The sequence below is a fragment of the Streptomyces sp. NPDC031554 genome, from assembly GCF_055580685.1.
In genome coordinates, this window is sequence record NZ_JBVIKX010000009.1 from 1 (window position 1) to 17727 (window position 17727).

The 17727-nt window shown below is 72.3% G+C and carries 17 protein-coding genes; 8 read left to right on the plus strand and 9 right to left on the minus strand.

The features are described 5' to 3' along the window. Nucleotides 1-596: 596 nt before the first annotated feature. Together ACZ5FU_RS22800 and ACZ5FU_RS22805 are read right to left on the minus strand one after the other, a co-directional pair. Nucleotides 597-1208, minus strand: a complete 612-nt coding sequence (locus tag ACZ5FU_RS22800) for a DNA-3-methyladenine glycosylase (RefSeq protein ID WP_469046508.1) — start codon at nucleotides 1206-1208, stop codon at nucleotides 597-599. After that, nucleotides 1205-1465, minus strand: coding sequence for a DNA-3-methyladenine glycosylase (locus ACZ5FU_RS22805; RefSeq protein ID WP_451777007.1), 261 nt, complete (start codon nucleotides 1463-1465; stop codon nucleotides 1205-1207). The genes ACZ5FU_RS22800 and ACZ5FU_RS22805 overlap by 4 nt, the downstream gene beginning before the upstream one ends. 144 nt (nucleotides 1466-1609) lie before the next feature. Between ACZ5FU_RS22805 and ACZ5FU_RS22810 the strand changes: the two genes are divergently transcribed. The 3 genes from ACZ5FU_RS22810 (at nucleotide 1610) to ACZ5FU_RS22820 (ending at nucleotide 3694) form a co-directional block, all read left to right on the plus strand. Next, a complete protein-coding gene (locus tag ACZ5FU_RS22810) occupies nucleotides 1610-2392 on the plus strand; it encodes a sporulation protein (protein WP_469046510.1) in 783 nt (260 codons plus the stop codon). Nucleotides 2393-2435: 43 nt separating this feature from the next. Beyond that, the gene (locus ACZ5FU_RS22815) at nucleotides 2436-2975 is read left to right on the plus strand and encodes a YbhB/YbcL family Raf kinase inhibitor-like protein (protein WP_451777010.1); all 540 of its coding nucleotides are present in this window, start codon (nucleotides 2436-2438) and stop codon (nucleotides 2973-2975) included. Nucleotides 2976-3187: 212 nt separating this feature from the next. After that, entirely contained in the window at nucleotides 3188-3694 is a 507-nt protein-coding gene (locus ACZ5FU_RS22820) for an HNH endonuclease (protein WP_451528075.1), read from the plus strand. Between the two features lie 111 nt (nucleotides 3695-3805). Here ACZ5FU_RS22820 and ACZ5FU_RS22825 read toward each other — a convergent pair whose 3' ends face one another. From ACZ5FU_RS22825 to ACZ5FU_RS22835, 3 genes are all read right to left on the minus strand, one after another. Further along, nucleotides 3806-4753 carry an SPFH domain-containing protein gene (locus ACZ5FU_RS22825; RefSeq protein ID WP_451528074.1) on the minus strand — a complete coding sequence of 316 codons (948 nt, stop codon included), beginning with the start codon at nucleotides 4751-4753 and terminating at the stop codon, nucleotides 3806-3808. Between the two features lie 139 nt (nucleotides 4754-4892). Next, on the minus strand, nucleotides 4893-5324 hold the full coding sequence (locus tag ACZ5FU_RS22830; protein ID WP_451528073.1) for an NfeD family protein: 432 nt from the start codon (nucleotides 5322-5324) through the stop codon (nucleotides 4893-4895). Between the two features lie 54 nt (nucleotides 5325-5378). After that, on the minus strand, nucleotides 5379-6176 hold the full coding sequence (locus ACZ5FU_RS22835) for an ABC transporter ATP-binding protein (protein WP_468837468.1): 798 nt from the start codon (nucleotides 6174-6176) through the stop codon (nucleotides 5379-5381). Between the two features lie 155 nt (nucleotides 6177-6331). Between ACZ5FU_RS22835 and ACZ5FU_RS22840 the strand changes: the two genes are divergently transcribed. Next, nucleotides 6332-7111: a Rossmann-fold NAD(P)-binding domain-containing protein gene (locus ACZ5FU_RS22840; RefSeq protein ID WP_451528072.1), complete on the plus strand. Its 780-nt coding sequence runs from the start codon at nucleotides 6332-6334 to the stop codon at nucleotides 7109-7111. Between the two features lie 180 nt (nucleotides 7112-7291). Here the strand turns inward: ACZ5FU_RS22840 and ACZ5FU_RS22845 are convergent, their stop codons facing one another. From ACZ5FU_RS22845 to ACZ5FU_RS22855, 3 genes are all read right to left on the minus strand, one after another. Continuing rightward, on the minus strand, nucleotides 7292-7537 hold the full coding sequence (locus tag ACZ5FU_RS22845) for a chaplin (RefSeq protein WP_451528071.1): 246 nt from the start codon (nucleotides 7535-7537) through the stop codon (nucleotides 7292-7294). A gap of 219 nt (nucleotides 7538-7756) precedes the next feature. Next, a complete protein-coding gene (locus ACZ5FU_RS22850; protein ID WP_451528070.1) occupies nucleotides 7757-8398 on the minus strand; it encodes a response regulator in 642 nt (213 codons plus the stop codon). Next, the gene (locus ACZ5FU_RS22855; protein WP_451528069.1) at nucleotides 8391-9560 is read right to left on the minus strand and encodes a GAF domain-containing sensor histidine kinase; all 1170 of its coding nucleotides are present in this window, start codon (nucleotides 9558-9560) and stop codon (nucleotides 8391-8393) included. The genes ACZ5FU_RS22850 and ACZ5FU_RS22855 overlap by 8 nt, the downstream gene beginning before the upstream one ends. 209 nt (nucleotides 9561-9769) lie before the next feature. On the opposite strand from ACZ5FU_RS22855, the gene ACZ5FU_RS22860 reads away from it, so the two are divergent. The 3 genes from ACZ5FU_RS22860 (at nucleotide 9770) to ACZ5FU_RS22870 (ending at nucleotide 12576) form a co-directional block, all read left to right on the plus strand. Then, the gene (locus ACZ5FU_RS22860; protein WP_468837474.1) at nucleotides 9770-10468 is read left to right on the plus strand and encodes an SDR family NAD(P)-dependent oxidoreductase; all 699 of its coding nucleotides are present in this window, start codon (nucleotides 9770-9772) and stop codon (nucleotides 10466-10468) included. Next, entirely contained in the window at nucleotides 10465-11550 is a 1086-nt protein-coding gene (locus ACZ5FU_RS22865; protein ID WP_451528067.1) for an S-adenosylmethionine:tRNA ribosyltransferase-isomerase, read from the plus strand. Before ACZ5FU_RS22860 ends, ACZ5FU_RS22865 begins: the two co-directional genes overlap by 4 nt. Before the next feature lie 303 nt (nucleotides 11551-11853). Then, nucleotides 11854-12576 (plus strand): transglycosylase SLT domain-containing protein, encoded by a 723-nt coding sequence (locus ACZ5FU_RS22870; protein WP_451528066.1) that lies wholly within the window; start codon nucleotides 11854-11856, stop codon nucleotides 12574-12576. A gap of 99 nt (nucleotides 12577-12675) precedes the next feature. Here the strand turns inward: ACZ5FU_RS22870 and ACZ5FU_RS22875 are convergent, their stop codons facing one another. Then, the gene (locus tag ACZ5FU_RS22875; RefSeq protein WP_451528065.1) at nucleotides 12676-15219 is read right to left on the minus strand and encodes an FHA domain-containing protein; all 2544 of its coding nucleotides are present in this window, start codon (nucleotides 15217-15219) and stop codon (nucleotides 12676-12678) included. Between the two features lie 256 nt (nucleotides 15220-15475). Here ACZ5FU_RS22875 and ACZ5FU_RS22880 point away from each other — a divergent pair, with 256 nt between their 5' ends. Further along, a complete protein-coding gene (locus ACZ5FU_RS22880) occupies nucleotides 15476-17431 on the plus strand; it encodes a streptophobe family protein (RefSeq protein ID WP_469046513.1) in 1956 nt (651 codons plus the stop codon). The last annotated feature ends 296 nt before the right edge of the window (nucleotides 17432-17727 follow it).

The following is a 17727-nucleotide window of genomic DNA, read 5'->3' on the forward strand; positions in this document are numbered from 1 at the left end:
CGGACGCTTCCTTTGTACTCACCCGAGAGACTCTCTCAGGCTTTCCTCCGGGCGCTTCCCTTCGGTCTTGCGTTTCCGACTCTATCAGACCGTTTTCCGATCCGATTTCCTCGGTGCTTTCCAGGCCCCCGCTTTTCCTTCGCGGTTTCCTTTCCGGCGGTTCCGACTTTATCAGATCCTTTCGGCCCTGATTCCCCGTCGGCGGGATTTGTCTTGGACTTTCGGCTTTCGCCTGTCGGCCTTTCGACATTCACTACGTTAGCCGATTCCCTCAGCAGCTCATAATCGAGCTCCATCGAGTTTGAATTCGGACGTGCAGGCACACCGAATTCGACCCGTCTGAGGGGCGTCGTAGGTAGTGGGTTGGCCGCTTCCGGCTGCTGGCGAATGCCGTACCCGGTTCAAGCGGCTCGGGCTACGTTACGCCGCTGTCCAAGGCGAGTCAACTTCGGCGGCGCCGGGGCACGTGGCCCCGGCAGAGGGCCCACCGTCGGGTCGCCGGCGCTCCAGTGGCGCCAGGGGGGCGCGGACCGTTGCCCGCCTGGTCGGCCGGTGGCGGGGTGCGGGTGAGGACACGGAACGAGGCGCACAGCGGCTCAGACTCCGTCGGACCGCCGGGCTCGCGGACTCAGCCGGTACGCCGAGACCGTCGGATCGCCGGCGAGGTAGAACCGGTGTTGCCAGTCGTGGGCCTTGCTCACGCCCACCCGGGGACCGACCCGGACGAGCGCGGCAGGTACCGACTCGCCTTCGGACAGCACGACCGAGGTGCCTGCGAGGAGGTCCTCGCCGTCGTGCTCTCCCGTGATGCCGAGTGCCTGGCAGAAGTTCCCCGGTCCTCGGGCAAGACGTGGGTTCTCGACCTTCTCCCCTCGCCGCTCGCGTGCCAGGTCCTCCCCCTCGACGACCCTGCCTGCCCGGACGAGGACGGCCGAGGCGATGCCGTCCGTCCCGGTGACGACGTTGGCGCACCAGTGGAGGCCGTGGGACCGGTAGACGTACAGGTGTCCTGCGGGTCCGAACATGACGGTGTTACGGGGCGTCCGGCCTCGGTAGGCATGGGAGGCCGGGTCGGCCGCACCGGAGTACGCCTCGGTCTCCGTGATGGCGATGCTCACGGTCCCCTCGGGGGTCTTGCAGGTGAGGACGCTCCCGAGCAGCTCGGGGGCGACCTCTTCCGCGGGGCGGGCGAGGAAGTCGACGTTCATGCTGTCCGCCTTGACATGCCGTAGGGGAAGCAGACGCGCACGTGTCCGGACGAGCCGAACATCATGCTGGTGCGGAAGGTGGGGGAGCCCGGGGCCTTCGGTCCGTCGTGTGCCTCGGCCTCGGTGGGGCGCGGGGTGATCCGGCCGTCCGGGGTGGCGCGTACGACGGGGCCGCCGAGGGGATCGGGGGCGACCTCCAGGACAGGGCGCTCGGAGAAGTTCCTGGGCGGGGGCGTACGGTCGGGGCTCGCGATCATGCTCTCCGAGCGTAACGGAGACGGCCGGTGCGCCGGGGTGGCCGATGGGCACCCGGCTTGCCAGGGTGGGGTACGGAACCGGCTCCGGCCGGATTGCGTTTGTAGGGATCAGGGATCCCGTCGTAGAGGTCTAGAGGGAGAGTCATGGCGTTCAAGAAGCTGCTCGCGAGTCTCGGGGCCGGTGGGGCCTCGGTCGAGACGGTACTGACCGAGGTCAACGTCGTTCCGGGTGGCGTGGTGCAGGGCGAGGTGCGGATCCAGGGCGGGTCCGTGAACCAGCAGATCGAGGGACTGTCCGTCGGGCTCCAGGCCAAGGTCGAGGTCGAGAGCGGCGACCAGGAGTACAAGCAGGACATCGAGTTCGTCAAGCAGCGGCTCGGAGGCGCCTTCGAGCTCCAGGCGGGTGCGGTGCACGCCGTGCCGTTCGGCCTGGAGATCCCCTGGGAGACGCCCATCACGATGATCGACGGGCAGGCCCTGCGCGGGATGAACATCGGGGTGACCACCGAGCTGGAGATCGCGCGGGCCGTGGACTCCGGTGACCTGGACCCGGTGAACGTGCACCCGCTGCCGGTGCAGAAGGCGATCCTGGACGCCTTCCTCCAGCTGGGCTTCCGCTTCAAGAACGCGGACCTCGAGCGCGGTCACATCCGGGGCACGCGGCAGAAGCTGCCGTTCTACCAGGAGATCGAGTTCTTCCCGCCGTCGCAGTACCACGGTCTGCACCAGGTCGAGGTGAGCTTCGTCGCCGACGAGCACACGATGGACGTCGTGCTGGAGATGGACAAGAAGCCGGGGCTGTTCAGCGAGGGCAGCGACACCTTCCGCTCCTTCCAGGTCGGGCTGAACGACTACCAGGGGACCGACTGGGCCTCGTACCTCAACCAGTGGCTGTCCGAGGTCGGCAGCAAGCGCAACTGGTTCTAGGCTCGGAACCACTGACTCCAGAACCGATGCAGGAGGTACCGAGGTGACCGAGCTCAAGCGGCGGCCGCTCCCCCACGACTTCCATCCGCCCGTGCCGTCGTTCACGGTGACGAGCGAGGACGTCCGGGAGGGCGCGACCCTCAAGGGCGACCAGGTCCAGGCGGACGGGAACACCTCGCCGCACCTGCGGTGGGAGGGCTTCCCGCCGGAGACCAAGAGTTTCGCGGTGACCTGTTACGACCCCGACGCGCCGACGGGCAGCGGCTTCTGGCACTGGGTCCTGTTCGACGTCCCCGTCTCGGTGACCGAGCTTGCGGCGGGGGCCGGCGGGGGCAAGTTCGAGGGCCTGCCCGAAGGCGCCGTCCACGCGCGCAACGACTACGGGACGAAGGACTTCGGCGGTGCCGCCCCGCCGCCCGGGGACGGCCCGCACCGGTACGTCTTCACGGTGTACGCGGTGGACCAGGAGAAGCTCGGTCCGGACTCGGACGCCTCTCCGGCCGCCGTCGGGTTCAACCTGCGCTTCCACACGCTCGCGCGGGCCCAGCTGATCGGGGAGTACGAGAACCCCGCGTCGAGCTGAGCCGGGCCTCCGCCCCGTCAGCTCATCGTTCATTCGACGTTTGCCCGTCCCTGGTCTTGGAAGTGATCAGGGGCGGGCATTTTGTTGCCGGGGGCGCGGGGGGCATCCCCCGTGGGAGCAGCAGATATTGCGTTGTCCATCTCGGCGTGCCCGGCCAGAGTTGTTCCCAGCCCGCCAGGGGGTGGGCCGGTGCACACAGGAGGTGGGCTGGTATGCGGGACACGCTGGTACTGAACGCGAGCTTCGAGCCGCTGTCGACGGTGACGTTGAACCGAGCCGTCGTTCTGGTGCTTCAGGACAAGGCCGTCGTCGAGCAGGCCCACCCCGAACTGCGGATGCGGGGAGCCGAGGTGGACATACCGGCGCCCCGGGTCATCAGGCTGTGCAGGTACGTACGAGTGCCGTTCCGAAGACAAGCCCCGTGGTCGAGGCGGGGTGTGCTGGTCCGGGACCGGCACCGGTGCGCCTACTGCGGCCGCCGGGCGACCACGGTGGACCACGTCGTGCCGCGGGCCCAGGGTGGCCGGGACTCCTGGCTCAACACGGTCGCCTCGTGCGCGGAGGACAACCACCGCAAGGCGGACCGTACTCCGGACCAGGCGGGCATGCCGCTGCTGCGGCAGCCGTTCGAGCCGACCCCGCAGGACGCGATGCTGCTCGCCCTGGGGCAGGAGGACCTGGCCGCGCTGCCGGAGTGGCTGACCACGGACGCGGCGTAGCCCGGCGGGCGGTCCGTGTTCCGTCCGCCGGCTCGCTGTGACGGTGACGAACGGTTGCCCGCGCCCCCTTTCGGAAGGGGGCGCGGGCAACCGTTCGTCTCAGGAGGCGTGTCAGTCGATCGACGGCTTCTCGCGGCGTTCCCTCGGGCTGTCCGAGCCGCCGTTGGAGCTCGAACCGCCGCCCATGGGACCGAAGTTGCCCATGGCGCCGGAGAGGCCCTTGAGGGCGTCGCCGATTTCGCTGGGGACGATCCAGAGCTTGTTGGCGTCGCCCTCGGCGATCTTCGGGAGCATCTGGAGGTACTGGTAGGAGAGCAGCTTCTGGTCCGCGTCGCCGGCGTGGATCGCCTCGAAGACCGTGCGGACGGCCTGGGCCTCGCCCTCGGCGCGCAGGGCGGCGGCCTTGGCCTCGCCCTCGGCCTTGAGGATGGCGGACTGCTTCTCGCCCTCCGCGGTGAGGATGGCGGCCTGGCGCGTGCCTTCGGCGGTGAGGATCGCGGCGCGCTTGTCCCGGTCGGCGCGCATCTGCTTCTCCATCGAGTCCTGGATGGAGGTCGGGGGCTCGATCGCCTTCAGCTCCACGCGGTTGACGCGGATGCCCCACTTGCCGGTGGCCTCGTCGAGCACTCCGCGCAGGGCCGCGTTGATCTCCTCGCGGGAGGTCAGGGTGCGTTCGAGGTCCATGCCGCCGATGATGTTGCGCAGGGTGGTGACGGTGAGCTGCTCGATCGCCTGGATGTAGCTGGCGACTTCGTAGGTCGCGGCGCGGGCGTCGGTCACCTGGTAGTAGATGACGGTGTCGATGTTGACGACCAGGTTGTCCTGGGTGATGACCGGCTGCGGCGGGAACGGGACGACCTGTTCCCGCAGGTCGATGCGGTTGCGGATGGTGTCGATGAACGGCACGACGATGTTGAGGCCCGCGTTGAGCGTCCGTGTGTAGCGGCCGAACCGCTCCACGATCGCGGCGCTCGCCTGTGGGATGACCTGGATCGTCTTGATCAGGGCGATGAAGACCAACACCACCAGGATGATCAAGACGATGATGACCGGTTCCATCGTGCTCCCCGTACCCTTCTCCGCCTCGGCGCTTTCGGAAGATCTTAGGCTTGTTGAAGATCTTGCTGGTCGAGTGTGCCAGACCGTCGTCCGGCTCGTGGGGTGTTCGGTTCACTTACGTGGTGCGGCAGTTGGCGGGTCAGATGACGATCGCCGTGGCCCCCTCGATGTCCACGACGTCGACCTCCTGCCCCACTTCATAGGTGCGGTCGGTGTCGAGAGCGCGCGCCGACCAGATCTCCCCGGCGAGCTTGATGCGTCCGCCCGAGCCGTCGACCCGTTCCAGTACGACGGCCTGCTTGCCCTTCAACGCGTCGACGCCGCTGGCGAATTGGGGCCGCTGGGCGCTGTGCCGGGCGGCGATGGGCCGTACGACGGCGATGAGGGCGACGGAGACGATCACGAAGACGAGCACTTGGGCGACCACGTCGAAGCCGAGCGCGGCCGTGACGGCCGCGGCCACGGCGCCGACCGCGAACATGCCGAACTCCGGCATCGCGGTGACCACCAGAGGGATTCCGAGCGCTGCCGCGCCCACCAGCCACCACACCCACGCGTCGATGTCGTCCACGCGTTCATGGTAGGTCCGGCGGGGGTGCGGCCGACAGGGCGCGAACGGGGGCGGTCAGGACAGCGGCAGGCCCTGGGCGGTCCAGCGGTCGCCGACCTGTTCCACGACGAGGGGGAGGCCGAAGCAGAGGGAGAGGTTGCGCGAGGTCAGTTCGAGTTCGATCGGTCCGGCGGCCAGGACCTTGCCCTGACGGATCATGAGGACGTGCGTGAAACCGGGGGCGATCTCCTCGACGTGGTGCGTGACCATGATCATCGAGGGGGCGATCGGGTCGCGGGCGAGGCGGCCGAGGCGACGGACGAGGTCCTCGCGGCCACCGAGGTCGAGGCCGGCGGCCGGCTCGTCCAGCAGCAGCAGTTCGGGGTCGGTCATCAGGGCGCGGGCGATGAGCGTGCGCTTGCGCTCGCCCTCGGAGAGGGTGCCGAACTTCCGGTCCAGGTACTCGGTCATGCCGAGGCGGTCGAGGAAGGCGCGGGCGCGCTGTTCGTCGATCTCCTCGTAGTCCTCCCGCCAGCCGGCCGTCATGCCGTACGCGGCGGTCAGGACGGTCTGCAGGACGGTCTGGCGCTTGGGGAGCTTGTCGGCCATGGCGATGCCGGCCACGCCGATGCGGGGGCGCAGCTCGAAGACGTCGGTGCCGGGCGTGCCGAGGGTCTCGCCGAGGATGGCGGCGGTGCCGCTGCTGGGGTAGAGGTAGCTGGAGGCGACGTTCAGAAGGGTCGTCTTGCCGGCTCCGTTGGGGCCGAGGATGACCCAGCGCTCGCCCTCCTTGACCGACCAGGAGACCTGGTCCACCAGAGCCCGGCCCTCGCGGACCACGGATACGTCCTGAAGCTCCAGAACATCGCTCATGAGCGCGTTGTCTCCCCTTGCAGTGTGGCCGGTCTCGGTTGTCGCGTACGCCTGTGGCTCGGACCGCCGCGCGCGGGTGGGCGCGGCCCCTCCAGGAAAATCTACGCCACCGGCCGGGTGGACCGTTCCATCGGTCCGGTCCTTAGGCTGGGGGCATGCTCTCTGAACCGCGCTCCGGTCGCCTCGCCGCTTGGGGAAACGCCCTTTTGGCCGGACTCGTCTCTCCGGACGACGCCGTGCTCGCCGTCGTCGGGACGGACGCCGTGCACCGGGTGGAAGGGCTGCCCGGCGAGGCCGCGCCCGTCGGGCTCACGTTGGCGCTCGGGCGGCTGCGGTCGCTCGGGGTGAGGGGGCTGCGGGTGGCGCTGCCGGCGCCGGGGCACCCGCTGGGGCTGAGCGGACCGCCGGAGTTCAACGCCAGGGCGTTGGCGGCCGAGGAGGCGGTGGTCTGTCACGGGGCCGCGCTCGGGCTGGTGCCGGAGGTGCGCGAGGCCGGGCCGGCGGGCGACGCGCATGTCGAGGTGACGTGGCACTGCCTCCCGGTGCGGGAGGCCCCGCCGGCGGACGTGCCGTCGCTGGGCGAGGCCGAGCGGGAGCTGGCGGAGGCGCTGCGCGACGCCACGGCCGTGCTGGCGCGGTTGGACGTGGCGGGCTCGGGGCCGGTGGCCGAGGCGGCGATCGACGCGTACCGGGCGCGGGCGGAGCGCGGGCGGGAGGTGCTGGCGCCGGGGTACCCGCCGCGCGCGGTGCGGGTGCTGGAGCTGGCGCAGCGGGTGGGGCTGCTGGTGTCGCTCGCCGAGGAGAACGGGCACGGAGGTGCGGTGAGCGCCTCGGAGATGGGGGCCCGGGTGGCCGCGCTGCGGCCGGTGGAGCGGACGGGGCGGCGGGCTCAGGTGGCCGCGTACAACGCGTATGTGGAGGAGCGGGAGCGGTGAGGTGCCCGCGTGCGGCGCGGGTGTCTCCCCGCCGGTGGCCGGCGGCACCCGCCGGGGCCCGGGTGGAGGACGCCGGCCGCGGTGCCGTGCGGCGGTGCGGCGGTGCGGCAAACCGGCCTCCCCGGGGCGGGGCCGGGAGGGGTGCGGCGGTTCCTCGGCGGTCGGCGCCTCGGCCGTGCCTCAGTGGTCGGGGCCCGGGTCGCCGAAGGCGGGGTCGAGCACGCCGATGACGTCGACGCTGTTGCCGACGGCGTCGACCGGGATGTGCACCGGGGCCTGGACGACGTTGCCCGGGACGACGCCCGGCGCGTGCTCGGCCACGCCGTCGGCCGACGCGCCGCCGGCGGCCGACGCCGTCCCGGCGCCCGCGGCCACCAGTCCGCCGGCGACCGTCGTCACGGCCGCTGCTCTCTTCAGGTTCTTCATTTCCGACCTCTCCCGGTGACGACCGCGGCGATCACCGCGGTACGCACGGGAGGACGCCGGAGTCCGACGGAGAACGCGCCGTTCGGGGGACGTTCCCACCACGGTACGAATCTCGGACCGGAGGAGACTCGTCCGGCCGGACGCCCCGCCGTGCCACCGGTCGTGTGCCGGGTGGCGTGCGCCGGGTGCCGTGCGCCTGGTCGCGCGCCGGGGCGTGCGTCAGCCCGCCATGCCATGGCGTACGGCCCACAGGGCGGCCTGGGTGCGGTCGGCGAGGTCGAGCTTCATCAGGATGTTCGAGACGTGGGTCTTGACGGTCTTCTCGGACAGGACGAGGGCGCGGGCGATCTCCCGGTTGGAGCGGCCGTCCGCTATCAGACCGAGGACCTCACGCTCCCGGTCGGTGAGCGAACCGCCCCTGCCCTGACCGGAGTGGGCCTCCTCCTGGGAGAGCAGGGCGTCGGCGACCTCGGGCTGGAGCAGGATGTGGCCGGCGTGGACCGAGCGGATGGCGCCGGCCAGCGCGTCGGGGTCCACGTCCTTGTAGACGTATCCGGCGGCGCCCGCGCGCAGGGCGGGCACCACCGTGCGCTGCTCGGTGAAGCTGGTGACGACGAGGACGCGCGCGGGGTTGGCCAGTTCGCGGAGTCTGCGCAGGGCCTCCACGCCGTCCGTGCCCGGCATCTTGACGTCCATCAGCACGACGTCGGGCCTCAGCTCCTCGGCGCGGGCGACTCCCTCGGCACCGTCGGACGCCTCCCCGACGACCTCGATGTCGTCCTGGACCTCCAGGAAGGTGCGCAGGCCCCGGCGGACGACCTGGTGGTCGTCGACGAGCAGCACCTTGATTGCGTCAGCCACCGGGAGCCTCCATCTCGATCGTGGTGCCCTTGCCGGGCGCCGATTGCACCGTCAGGCTGCCGCCGACCCCGCCGGCCCGGTCCCGCATGGAGACCAGGCCGAGGTGGCGGCCGGCCCTGCGGACCGTCGTGGGGTCGAATCCGTCGCCGTCGTCCGCCACGCGCAGGACCGTGTCCGGGCCGCGCTTGTGGAGGGTCACGTCGACGTGCTCGGCACCGGAGTGGCGCAGCGCGTTGTGCAGGGCCTCCTGGGCGACGCGCAGGAAGGCCTCCTCCTGGGCGGCGGGCAGGGCCCGGACACCGTGGCCGGTGAAGGTCACGCGCGCGGAGTGGGCGCGGTCCAGGACCTGGATCTGGGTGCGGAGGGTGGCCACCAGGCCGTCCTCGTCGAGGGCGGCGGGGCGCAACTCGACGACGGCGGCGCGCAGTTCGTCGGTCGCCTCGGCGGCGAGGGCGGCGACCTGCTGGAGTTCGTCCTTGGCGCGGGCGGGGTCGCGGTCGACGAGGGTCGCGGCGGCCTGGGCGGTCAGGCGCAGGGAGAAGAGCTTCTGGCTCACAGCGTCGTGCAGTTCGTGGGCGAGCCGGGAGCGTTCCTCGGCGATGGTGAGTTCACGGCTGCGCTCGTACAGGCGGGCGTTGGTGAGGGCGATCGCGGCGTGCTGGGCGAGGATCGCGAGCAGTTCCTCGTCGTCCTCGGTGAAGCCGCAGCCGCCGGAGGGCCCGGAGCGCTGCGGGTCCGCCCCGTCGGGACACAGCTTGTTCGCGAGGAACAGGGCGCCGATGATCTCGTCGCCGTCGCGGATGGGCAGGCCCAGGAAGTCGGACATCTCCGGGTGGGCGGCCGGCCAGCCCTCGAAGCGCGGGTCCTCGCGCACGTCGGCGAGGCGTTCGGCCTTGGCCTCCCGCAGCATCGCCGCCAGGATGCCGTGCTGGCGGGGCAGCGGGCCGATGGCCTTCCACTGTTCCTCGTCGACCCCGTCGACGACGAACTGGGCGAAGCCCCCGTGGTCGTCGGGCACGCCGAGCGCGGCGTACTGCGCGTCGAGCAGCTCGCGCGCCGAGGCGACGATCGTCTTGAGGACGTCGCGCACCTCGAGGTGCCTGCTCATGGCCAGCAGCGCGGAACTGACCGCGGCGAGGCCGGACCGGGGGCCTTGACTCATGTCCTCACGGTAGCGGCGGGGGGTGACAGCGGGCATCGGGCCTGTGCCGCAGCGGGGTAGGTCGCGGGACCTAGTCCCGAGGCCCCGGTGCCGGGGGCGTACGTCGAAGGGCCCCGGTGGGCCCCGCCCCGCGTCCGAGGCGGCCGGTGGGGGCGCGTTCCTACGGTGAGGGCACCGCCGCGCGGCGGGTCGACGAGGGGACGGTTGTCATGCCGGTTGCGATCATCACGGGTGCCTCGAAGGGACTGGGCCGGGCGCTCGCCGAGGCCCTGGCCGCCCGGGGCTGGGATCTGGTGCTGGACGCCAGGACGGCCGAGGTGCTGGAGGAGACGGCCACCGCGCTCGCGGAGCACGGGACCAGGGTGGAGGCGCTCGCGGGGGACGTGACCGATCCCGCGCACCGGAGCGCGCTGGTGGCGGCCGCCCGGCGGCTCGGCGGGTGCCGGCTGCTGGTGAACAACGCGAGCGCGCTGGGCGCCGAGCCGCTGGTACGGCTGGCGGAGCTGCCCCTGGAGGGACTGCGGCGGGCCCTGGAGGTGAACGTGGTGGCCGCGCTGGGGCTGGTGCAGGAGGCGCTGCCGCTGTTGCGGGGGGCGCCGGACGGCGCGGTGATCACGGTCAGTTCGGACGCGGCGGCCGAGGCCTACGCGACGTGGGGCGGGTACGGGGCGTCGAAGGCGGCCCTCGACCGGATCGCGGCGGTTCTCGGCGAGGAGGAGCCGGGGCTGCGGGTGTGGGCGGTGGACCCCGGGGACATGGCGACGGACCTGTACGCGGCGGCCGTACCGGCCGACGACGGGGTGCGGCCGGAGCCGGGCGGGGTGGTGCCGGCCTTCCTGCGGCTGCTGGACGAGCGGCCGCCCGGTGGGCGCTACGGGGCACCGGCCCTGCTGGAGGGACGGCGATGACCCTGGCCCTGAGCGTGCCGCGGGAGCTGTCGGCCCGGGTTCCGGCCGAGCAGCGCGGGCCCGGCCGCGACCGAGACTCCGTACGGCTGCTGGTGTCGCGCGGGAGCGAGCCGGCGCATCACGTGTTCCGGGAGCTGCCCGGCCTGCTGCGGGCCGGCGACCTGCTCGTGGTGAACACCTCGCCGACGCTGGCCGCCGCCGTGGACGGGCGGATCGGGCACGCGCGCGTGGTGGTGCACTTCTCCACGCGCGGGGACGACGGGCGGTGGGCGGTCGAGCTGCGGGAGCCCGACGGGCGGGGCACCACGCGTCCGCGCGCGGGAGGACCGGCCGGGACGGAGGTGCGGCTGCCCTCGGGGGTGCGGCTGGTGCTGGAGGAGGCGCTGGGCGCGCCCGGGGGGCGGTTGTGGTGGGCGCGGGTGAGCGCGGGGGCGGTGCCGGGGCTGCTGCGGGAGCACGGGCGGCCCATCCGGTACTCCTACACGGAACGGGACCAGCCGCTGTCGGCGTACCAGACGGTGTTCGCGCTGCCGTCGGCCGACGGGGCGGGCAGTGCGGAGATGCCGAGCGCGGCGCGGCCCTTCACGGCACGGCTGGTGACGGAGCTGGTCAGCCGGGGGGTGCAGTTCGCGCCGGTCACGCTGCACACCGGGGTGGCGTCGGCGGAGGCGCACGAGCCGCCGTACCCGGAGCGGTTCTCGGTGCCCGCGGGGTCGGCCCGGCTGATCAACGCGGCGCGGGCGGGCGCGGGCCGGGTCGTCGCGGTGGGGACGACCGCCGTCCGGGCGGTGGAGTCGGCGGTGGGGGCCGACGGGGTCGTACGCGCGCGTGCGGGATGGACGGACCTCGTCGTCACCCCCGGGCGTGGGGTGCGGGTGGTGGACGGGCTGCTGACCGGCCTGCACGAGCCGGAGGCTTCGCATCTGCTCATGTTGGAGGCGGTGGCGGGGCGGGCCGCGATCGACCGGGGTTACCGGGAGGCGCTGCGGGGTGGCTACCTGTGGCACGAGTTCGGGGACCTGCATCTCCTCCTGCCTGCGGAAGTCGCTCACACAAAACGCCCTTCTCGTGACGTATGGTGACAAAACCTTGCCACTCCTGTGAGCCCGCACATAGGGTGCACGTCACGTACTAAGGGAGATAGAAGTCAAAAGACCCCTTTTGAGCGGCGCAGATGGCCCGATCTGCCCCGTTTTGACCGTACCTGATCCACTACCGGGGATAGTACGTCACACCTTTGCCTGGGCATTTTGCGGCCGCTAACAATGGCTCTCGTCGCTCAGCGCCGCGGTTTCTGATCCGCGGCGCTCGTGCCGAAAAGCACCCGCTGTCCGCCGTCGGACGAAGTGAGCGACCTCCGCGCTATTCGAAGAGGTCCTTCCGCCATGCCCAAGAACACTCACAAGATCGCGCTCGCCGGTGTCGCCACGCTCGGTGCCGCCGCCGTCGCTTTCACCGTGGTTCCGGCCGACGGTCAGACGACCACGACGGACGCCCTTCCCGCGTCCCACGTGGCCTACAGCTCCGAGCAGGTGCGCGACGTCAAGGCCGGCGTGACCGACCAGCTGGCCGGCGCCAGCCTGAAGATCGAGGCCATCGAGGCCAAGAAGAAGGCCGCCGCCGACGCGGTGGCCGCGAAGAAGGCGGCCGCCACCGCCGCGGCGCAGAAGAAGGCCGCCGCCGCGAGGAAGGCGGCCGCGGAGAAGGCCGCCGCGCGCGAGGCCAAGGCCGCCGCGAACCGGTCCGCCCAGCGCCCCGTGGTCAAGCAGGTCTCCGTCAAGAGCTACTCGAACAACCTCGACGGCTGGATCCGCGAGGCGCTCGGCATCATGGAGAAGAAGGGCATCCCGGGCTCCTACCACGGGCTGCACAAGAACATCATGCGTGAGTCCTCGGGCAACCCGAGGGCCATCAACGACTGGGACATCAACGCCGTCAACGGCATCCCGTCGAAGGGTCTGCTCCAGGTGATCCCGCCGACCTTCAAGGCGTACCACGTCCCGGGCACCTCCTGGAACATCTACGACCCGGTCGCCAACATCACCGCCGCCGCCAACTACGCGGCCGACCGGTACGGCACGATCGACAACGTCAACAGCGCGTACTGAGCGTCCCGGGTCCCGGGTCCCGCCGGGCCCCCACGCGCCGAAGGGCGGCACCTTCCCTGACCGGGGTGCCGCCCTTCGGCGTCGTACGACCGCCGCCGCCTACTTGCGCATGACCTCGGGCTCGTGGCGGCGCAGGAAGCGGGCCACGAAGAAGCCGCAGATCACGCCGAGGACGAGCAGGGCGGCCATGTCCAGGCTCCAGGCTCCGAGGGTGTGCTCCCACAGCGGGTCGTCGTCGGCGCCCTTCTCGGGCGGGCTGATCTTGTTGAAGTCCAGCGTGGCGCCCGCGGCGGCGACCGCCCAGCGCGACGGCATCAGGTACGAGACCTGGTTGGCGCCGATCGAGCCGTTCAGGGCGAACAGGCAGCCCGTGAACACGACCTGGACGATGGCGAACATGACCAGCAGCGGCATGGTCTTCTCGGACGTCTTCACCAGTGAGGAGATGACCAGACCGAACATCATCGAGGTGAAGCCCAGCCCCATGATCGGCAGGCAGAGCTCCAGCAGCGGGGCGCCGCCGAAGATCAGGCCCTCCTCGGGGATCTCACGACTGGCGAAGCCGATGACGCCGACCAGCAGGCCCTGGAACACGGTGATCAGGCCGAGCACGAACACCTTGGACATCAGGTAGGCCGAGCGGGACAGGCCGGTCGCGCGCTCCCGCTCGTAGATCACCCGTTCCTTGATCAGCTCGCGGACGGAGTTCGCCGCGCCCGAGAAGCAGGCGCCGACGGCGAGGAGCAGCAGGACGGTGCTGGCCGTGCCGTTGGGGACGATCCGGCCGCTCTGCGGGTTGACCCCGTTGGGCAGCAGGCCCCGGTCGGGGTCGATGAGCAGGCTCACCGCGCCGATCACGGCCGGCAGGATCACCATCAGGCCCAGGAAGCCCTTGTCGGAGACGATCACCGACGCGTAGCGGCGGACCAGGGTGACGAACTGGGACATCCAGCTCTGCGGCTTCGGCGGTCGCATCGCCTGCATCGGCGGCATCGATACGGACTGCGGCGCGATGGCGTCGATGTCCGCGGCGTACATCTGGTAGTGCTGCGAGCCCTTCCAGCGCCCCGCCCAGTCGTAGTCGCGGTAGTTCTCGAAGGCGGAGAAGACGTCGGCCCAGCTGTCGTAGCCGAAGAAGTTCAGCGCCTCCTCGGGCGGACCGAAGTAGGCGACGCTGCCGCCGGGCGCCATCACGAGCAGTTTGTCGCAGATGGCGAGCTCGGCCACGGAGTGCGTGACCACGAGGACCGTGCGGCCGTCGTCGGCGAGGCCGCGCAGCAGCTGCATCACGTCGCGGTCCATGCCCGGGTCGAGGCCCGAGGTGGGCTCGTCCAGGAAGATCAGCGACGGCTTGGTCAGCAGCTCCAGGGCGACCGAGACGCGCTTGCGCTGGCCGCCGGAGAGCGAGGTGACCTTCTTCTCCTTGTGGATGTCCAGCTTCAGCTCGCGCAGCACCTCGTCGATGCGGGCCTCGCGCTCGGCGGCCGTGGTGTCGGCGGGGAAGCGGAGCTTGGCCGCGTACTTGAGGGCCTTCTTGACGGTCAGTTCCTTGTGCAGGATGTCGTCCTGCGGGACCAGACCGATGCGCTGGCGCAGCTCGGCGAACTGCTTGTAGAGGTTGCGGTTGTCGTAGAGGACGTCGCCCTGGTTGGCCGGCCGGTAGCCGGTGAGGGCCTTGAGCAGGGTGGACTTGCCTGAGCCGGACGGGCCGATGACCGCGATCAGCGACTTCTCCGGGACGCCGAAGGAGACGTCCTTCAGGATCTGCTTGCCGCCGTCGACCGTCACGGTCAGGTGGCGCGCGGAGAAGGAGACCTCACCGGTGTCGACGAACTCCTCGAGCCGGTCGCCGACGATCCGGAACGTCGAGTGGCCGACGCCCACGATGTCGGTGGGGCCGAGCAGTTGCGAGCCGCCCTTGGCGATCGGCTGGCCGTTGACGTACGTGCCGTTGTGCGAGCCGAGGTCACGGATCTCCATGCGCCCGTCGGGCGTCGAGTGGAACTCGGCGTGGTTGCGGGAGACCTGGAGGTCGGACACGACCAGGTCGTTCTCCAGGGCACGGCCGATGCGCATGACGCGGCCGAGGGAGAACTGGTGGAACGTGGTCGGGCTGCGGTCGCCGTGGACCGGCGGCGCCCCCGCGCCGGCACCAGGGCCCTGTTGCGGGGGAACGGACGCGCCGACCTTCTGCGGCGGCTCCCATCCGGGTTGCGGGGCCTGCTGCTGCGGGATCTGCTGCTGGGGCGGGGCCTGCTGCTGGGGCACCTGCTGGGGCGGGGCCTGCTGCGCCCAGCCGGGGTTCGCGGCCTGGGCGGCGTAGGGCTGCTGCGGCTGCGCGACCGCCGCCTGCGCGGCGGAGAGGTTCAGGCGCGGTCCGTCGGTGGCGTTGCCCAGGTGGACGGCCGAGCCGGGCCCGATGTCCACCTGCTGGACGCGCCGGCCCTGCACGAACGTCCCGTTGGTGCTGCCGTGGTCCTCCAGTGTCCAGCCGCGGCCGTTGAAGCTGACCGTGGCGTGACGCCACGAGACCCTGGCGTCGTCGAGGACGACGTCCCCCTGCGGATCCCGTCCGAGGGTGTATGACCTGGACGGATCGAGCGTCCAGGTGCGTCCGTTCAATTCCAGTACGAGTTCCGGCACTCCATGCCCCACTGAGTAGTCCCCCGAGTTACCCCCATCACAGGGAGTCTAGGGATGTCGAACATCGTCGGGAACTATTTCAGGCGCGGCCTCCTGACCGAAAGCCGGGCCTTGCCAAGGGGGCGCGCGGGCTCGCACCCTCTCGTCGTCCGTTTCCGTTGACGGGGTGGAAACCCGGCCGGAGAGTGGTAAACGCACGCGAGGGGGACGGAAGCGGCGATCTTCGCCGCTGCGCACCGCGGATCGGGGGGTCTGCATGAGTACCGGCACGGGTGTCGGGCACGGCGGGAGCACGGCGTACGACGAGGGGGTGCCGTGGCCGGACGTGCTGCTGTCCGCGGTCGCCGCGGTGAGCTGGGCGTCGATCGGGATGGCGGGGACGGCGGCGCTCGGCCTGCACCTGCTGGGGGCGGACGCCGCGGGTTCGCTGGGGCCGATGACGGCGGCGGTCGTGGCGCTGGGCGCCGGCGGTTCCGTGACGCCGTCGGGCGATGTGTCCACGTTCGGCCTGACGGGCGCGGAGGCGAACACCGCCGTCGAGATCACGCCACTGGGTGTGGGCCTGGTCGGGGCGGTGCTCCTGTCCTGGTTCTTCCTGCGGTCCCTGCGCGCGGCCGGAGCCGTGGTCGCGCCCGGTGAACTCCTGGCCCGCGCGGGCACGGTGGTCGCGCTGTTCGTCGCCGTGCTGGGCGGGCTGGCCTGGGCAGGGCACGACGTCGTCACCCTCGACGGCGGGGCGCTGGGGCCGGCCGACCTGCCCGGCGGCGGGAGCGGTGTCGAGGTCCCCGGGCTGGGCGACCTCGGGGACGTCGGCGGGCTGCTGCCCGACCGGCTGGGGGACCTCGTGGACGCGCGGGCCGCGGTCGGCTTCACCGTCGACGCGTCCGCGACGCTGCTCGGCGGACTGCTCTGGTCGGCGGCGGTGCTGCTGATCGCCCTGCTGGCCTCGCGCCGTACGCCGCTGCCGCCCGGCTGGGATGCCGTGCACCGGGTGGTGCGGCCCGCGGTGTCCGCCCTCGTCACGGTGCTGCTGGTCGCGGTGGCCGCCGGGTTCGCGGCGGCGGCGTACGCGGCGATCGGTGACGACCACCCGAAGCGGATCGCGGGCGCGGCGCTGCTCGGGGCGCCCAACGGGGTGTGGCTCGGGGTGGGTGTCGGTCTGTTCGTGCCGTGGGACGGACGGGCGACGGGAGTTCTGACGCGTGTGCTGCCCGATCCGCTCGACGACCTGCTGGGCTCCGGCGCCGAGGGGCCGGTGACGCTGGGCCGGCTGGCCGAACTGGACGGACGGGTGTGGTTGTTGGGGGTCGCGGCGGCGGTGACGGCGCTGCTGGCGGGGGTGTTGACGGCGGTGCGGAGCCCGGTGGGCCGAGCGGGCGCGGCCAGCGGTTCCGGGGTGGTGCGGGGCGCGGCCGGCGCCGGGTTCACGGTGTGGTGTGCGGTGCGGCTGGGGGTGGTGACGGCGTCGGCGCTGCCGCTGCTCGCCCGGCTGACGGACGTGTCCGTCGACGCCTCCCTGTCCGTCCTCGGGTTCGACGCCTTCGGCGCCGGCCTGGAACTGCACGGGCACCTCGGCGCGGCCGTGCTGCTGGGGGGCGCGTGGGGGGCCGGTGCCGGGGCGGCCGGGGCGCTCCTCGCCCTTGCGACCGGGGCGGCGGGGACACGGGTGGTGGCGGCGCACGGTTTCGCGACCGGGGACGTCGGCGGGCGGGCGGTGGTGCCGCGGGACTCCGCGGCGGGGCGCGGGGACGGGGGTGAGTGGGCGGCGCCGGGGCGTGGCGGACCGCCTCCGCACGGGGACGGTCCGGGGCGGGCGGCCGGGGGGTCCGGCGGCTCCCCAGGGAGGAACGACCGCTCGGGCCCGTACGCGCCGGGTGCGCCGTACCGGCCGCCGAACCCCGCGACCAACCCGTACCTGCGGCTGCCGGGAGGGCGGGGAGAACCGGAGGGCTCGCGGCCCGGACACGAGCGGACCGGGCAGGAGTGGTCGGGACAGGAGTGGTCGGGACAGGATTCGTCCGGGCACGAGCGGCCCGGGCACGGGCTGTACGACGCGCCGACGATGGTGGGCCCCGTGGAACCCCCCGCCCGGCCGCCCCGGCGCCCGACGGGGCGGCCGGGCTCCCGGGAACGCCCACCGGACGACGGCCTCGTGCCGCCGCCCCCACCGCCCCCTCCCCCGCCGCCGGACGGGCCGGGCGGGGGGCGGTGAGTCGTCCCGCGGGAAGGCCGACGCGGAGGAGGACGGCCACGCGGCGGCCGCTGCCACGGGTCCCGGCGGGGCGAGCCGGGCGGGGCGGGCGGGGCGGCCGAGCCGGGCGCGGGGCAGGCCGGCGTCAGCACGGCCGCGACGACTTCGGCCCGGGGCAGGACGACCTGCGCCCACGGCCTCACCGAGGCCACCGGTCGTGTCCGGGCGAGGGGGAGGACGGCCAGGAGGACGAGGGGGCCCGGCGCCGTCGGCGTCGTGAGGCCCCGGAAGAGCAGGGCGGGGGCGCGGCGGACGGG

What these genes read in the sequence shown, in the direction of transcription:
- ACZ5FU_RS22865 (WP_451528067.1), top strand. Translation starts at nt 10,465, where the DNA reads ATGACCCTGGCCCTGAGCGTGCCGCGGGAGCTGTCGGCCCGGGTTCCG.
- ACZ5FU_RS22870 (WP_451528066.1), top strand. Translation starts at nt 11,854, where the DNA reads ATGCCCAAGAACACTCACAAGATCGCGCTCGCCGGTGTCGCCACGCTC.
- ACZ5FU_RS22810 (WP_469046510.1), top strand. Translation starts at nt 1,610, where the DNA reads ATGGCGTTCAAGAAGCTGCTCGCGAGTCTCGGGGCCGGTGGGGCCTCG.
- ACZ5FU_RS22825 (WP_451528074.1), bottom strand. Translation starts at nt 4,753, where the DNA reads ATGGAACCGGTCATCATCGTCTTGATCATCCTGGTGGTGTTGGTCTTC.
- ACZ5FU_RS22805 (WP_451777007.1), bottom strand. Translation starts at nt 1,465, where the DNA reads ATGATCGCGAGCCCCGACCGTACGCCCCCGCCCAGGAACTTCTCCGAG.
- ACZ5FU_RS22880 (WP_469046513.1), top strand. Translation starts at nt 15,476, where the DNA reads ATGAGTACCGGCACGGGTGTCGGGCACGGCGGGAGCACGGCGTACGAC.
- ACZ5FU_RS22820 (WP_451528075.1), top strand. Translation starts at nt 3,188, where the DNA reads ATGCGGGACACGCTGGTACTGAACGCGAGCTTCGAGCCGCTGTCGACG.
- ACZ5FU_RS22800 (WP_469046508.1), bottom strand. Translation starts at nt 1,208, where the DNA reads ATGAACGTCGACTTCCTCGCCCGCCCCGCGGAAGAGGTCGCCCCCGAG.
- ACZ5FU_RS22855 (WP_451528069.1), bottom strand. Translation starts at nt 9,560, where the DNA reads ATGAGTCAAGGCCCCCGGTCCGGCCTCGCCGCGGTCAGTTCCGCGCTG.
- ACZ5FU_RS22845 (WP_451528071.1), bottom strand. Translation starts at nt 7,537, where the DNA reads ATGAAGAACCTGAAGAGAGCAGCGGCCGTGACGACGGTCGCCGGCGGA.
- ACZ5FU_RS22835 (WP_468837468.1), bottom strand. Translation starts at nt 6,176, where the DNA reads ATGAGCGATGTTCTGGAGCTTCAGGACGTATCCGTGGTCCGCGAGGGC.
- ACZ5FU_RS22840 (WP_451528072.1), top strand. Translation starts at nt 6,332, where the DNA reads ATGCTCTCTGAACCGCGCTCCGGTCGCCTCGCCGCTTGGGGAAACGCC.
- ACZ5FU_RS22860 (WP_468837474.1), top strand. Translation starts at nt 9,770, where the DNA reads ATGCCGGTTGCGATCATCACGGGTGCCTCGAAGGGACTGGGCCGGGCG.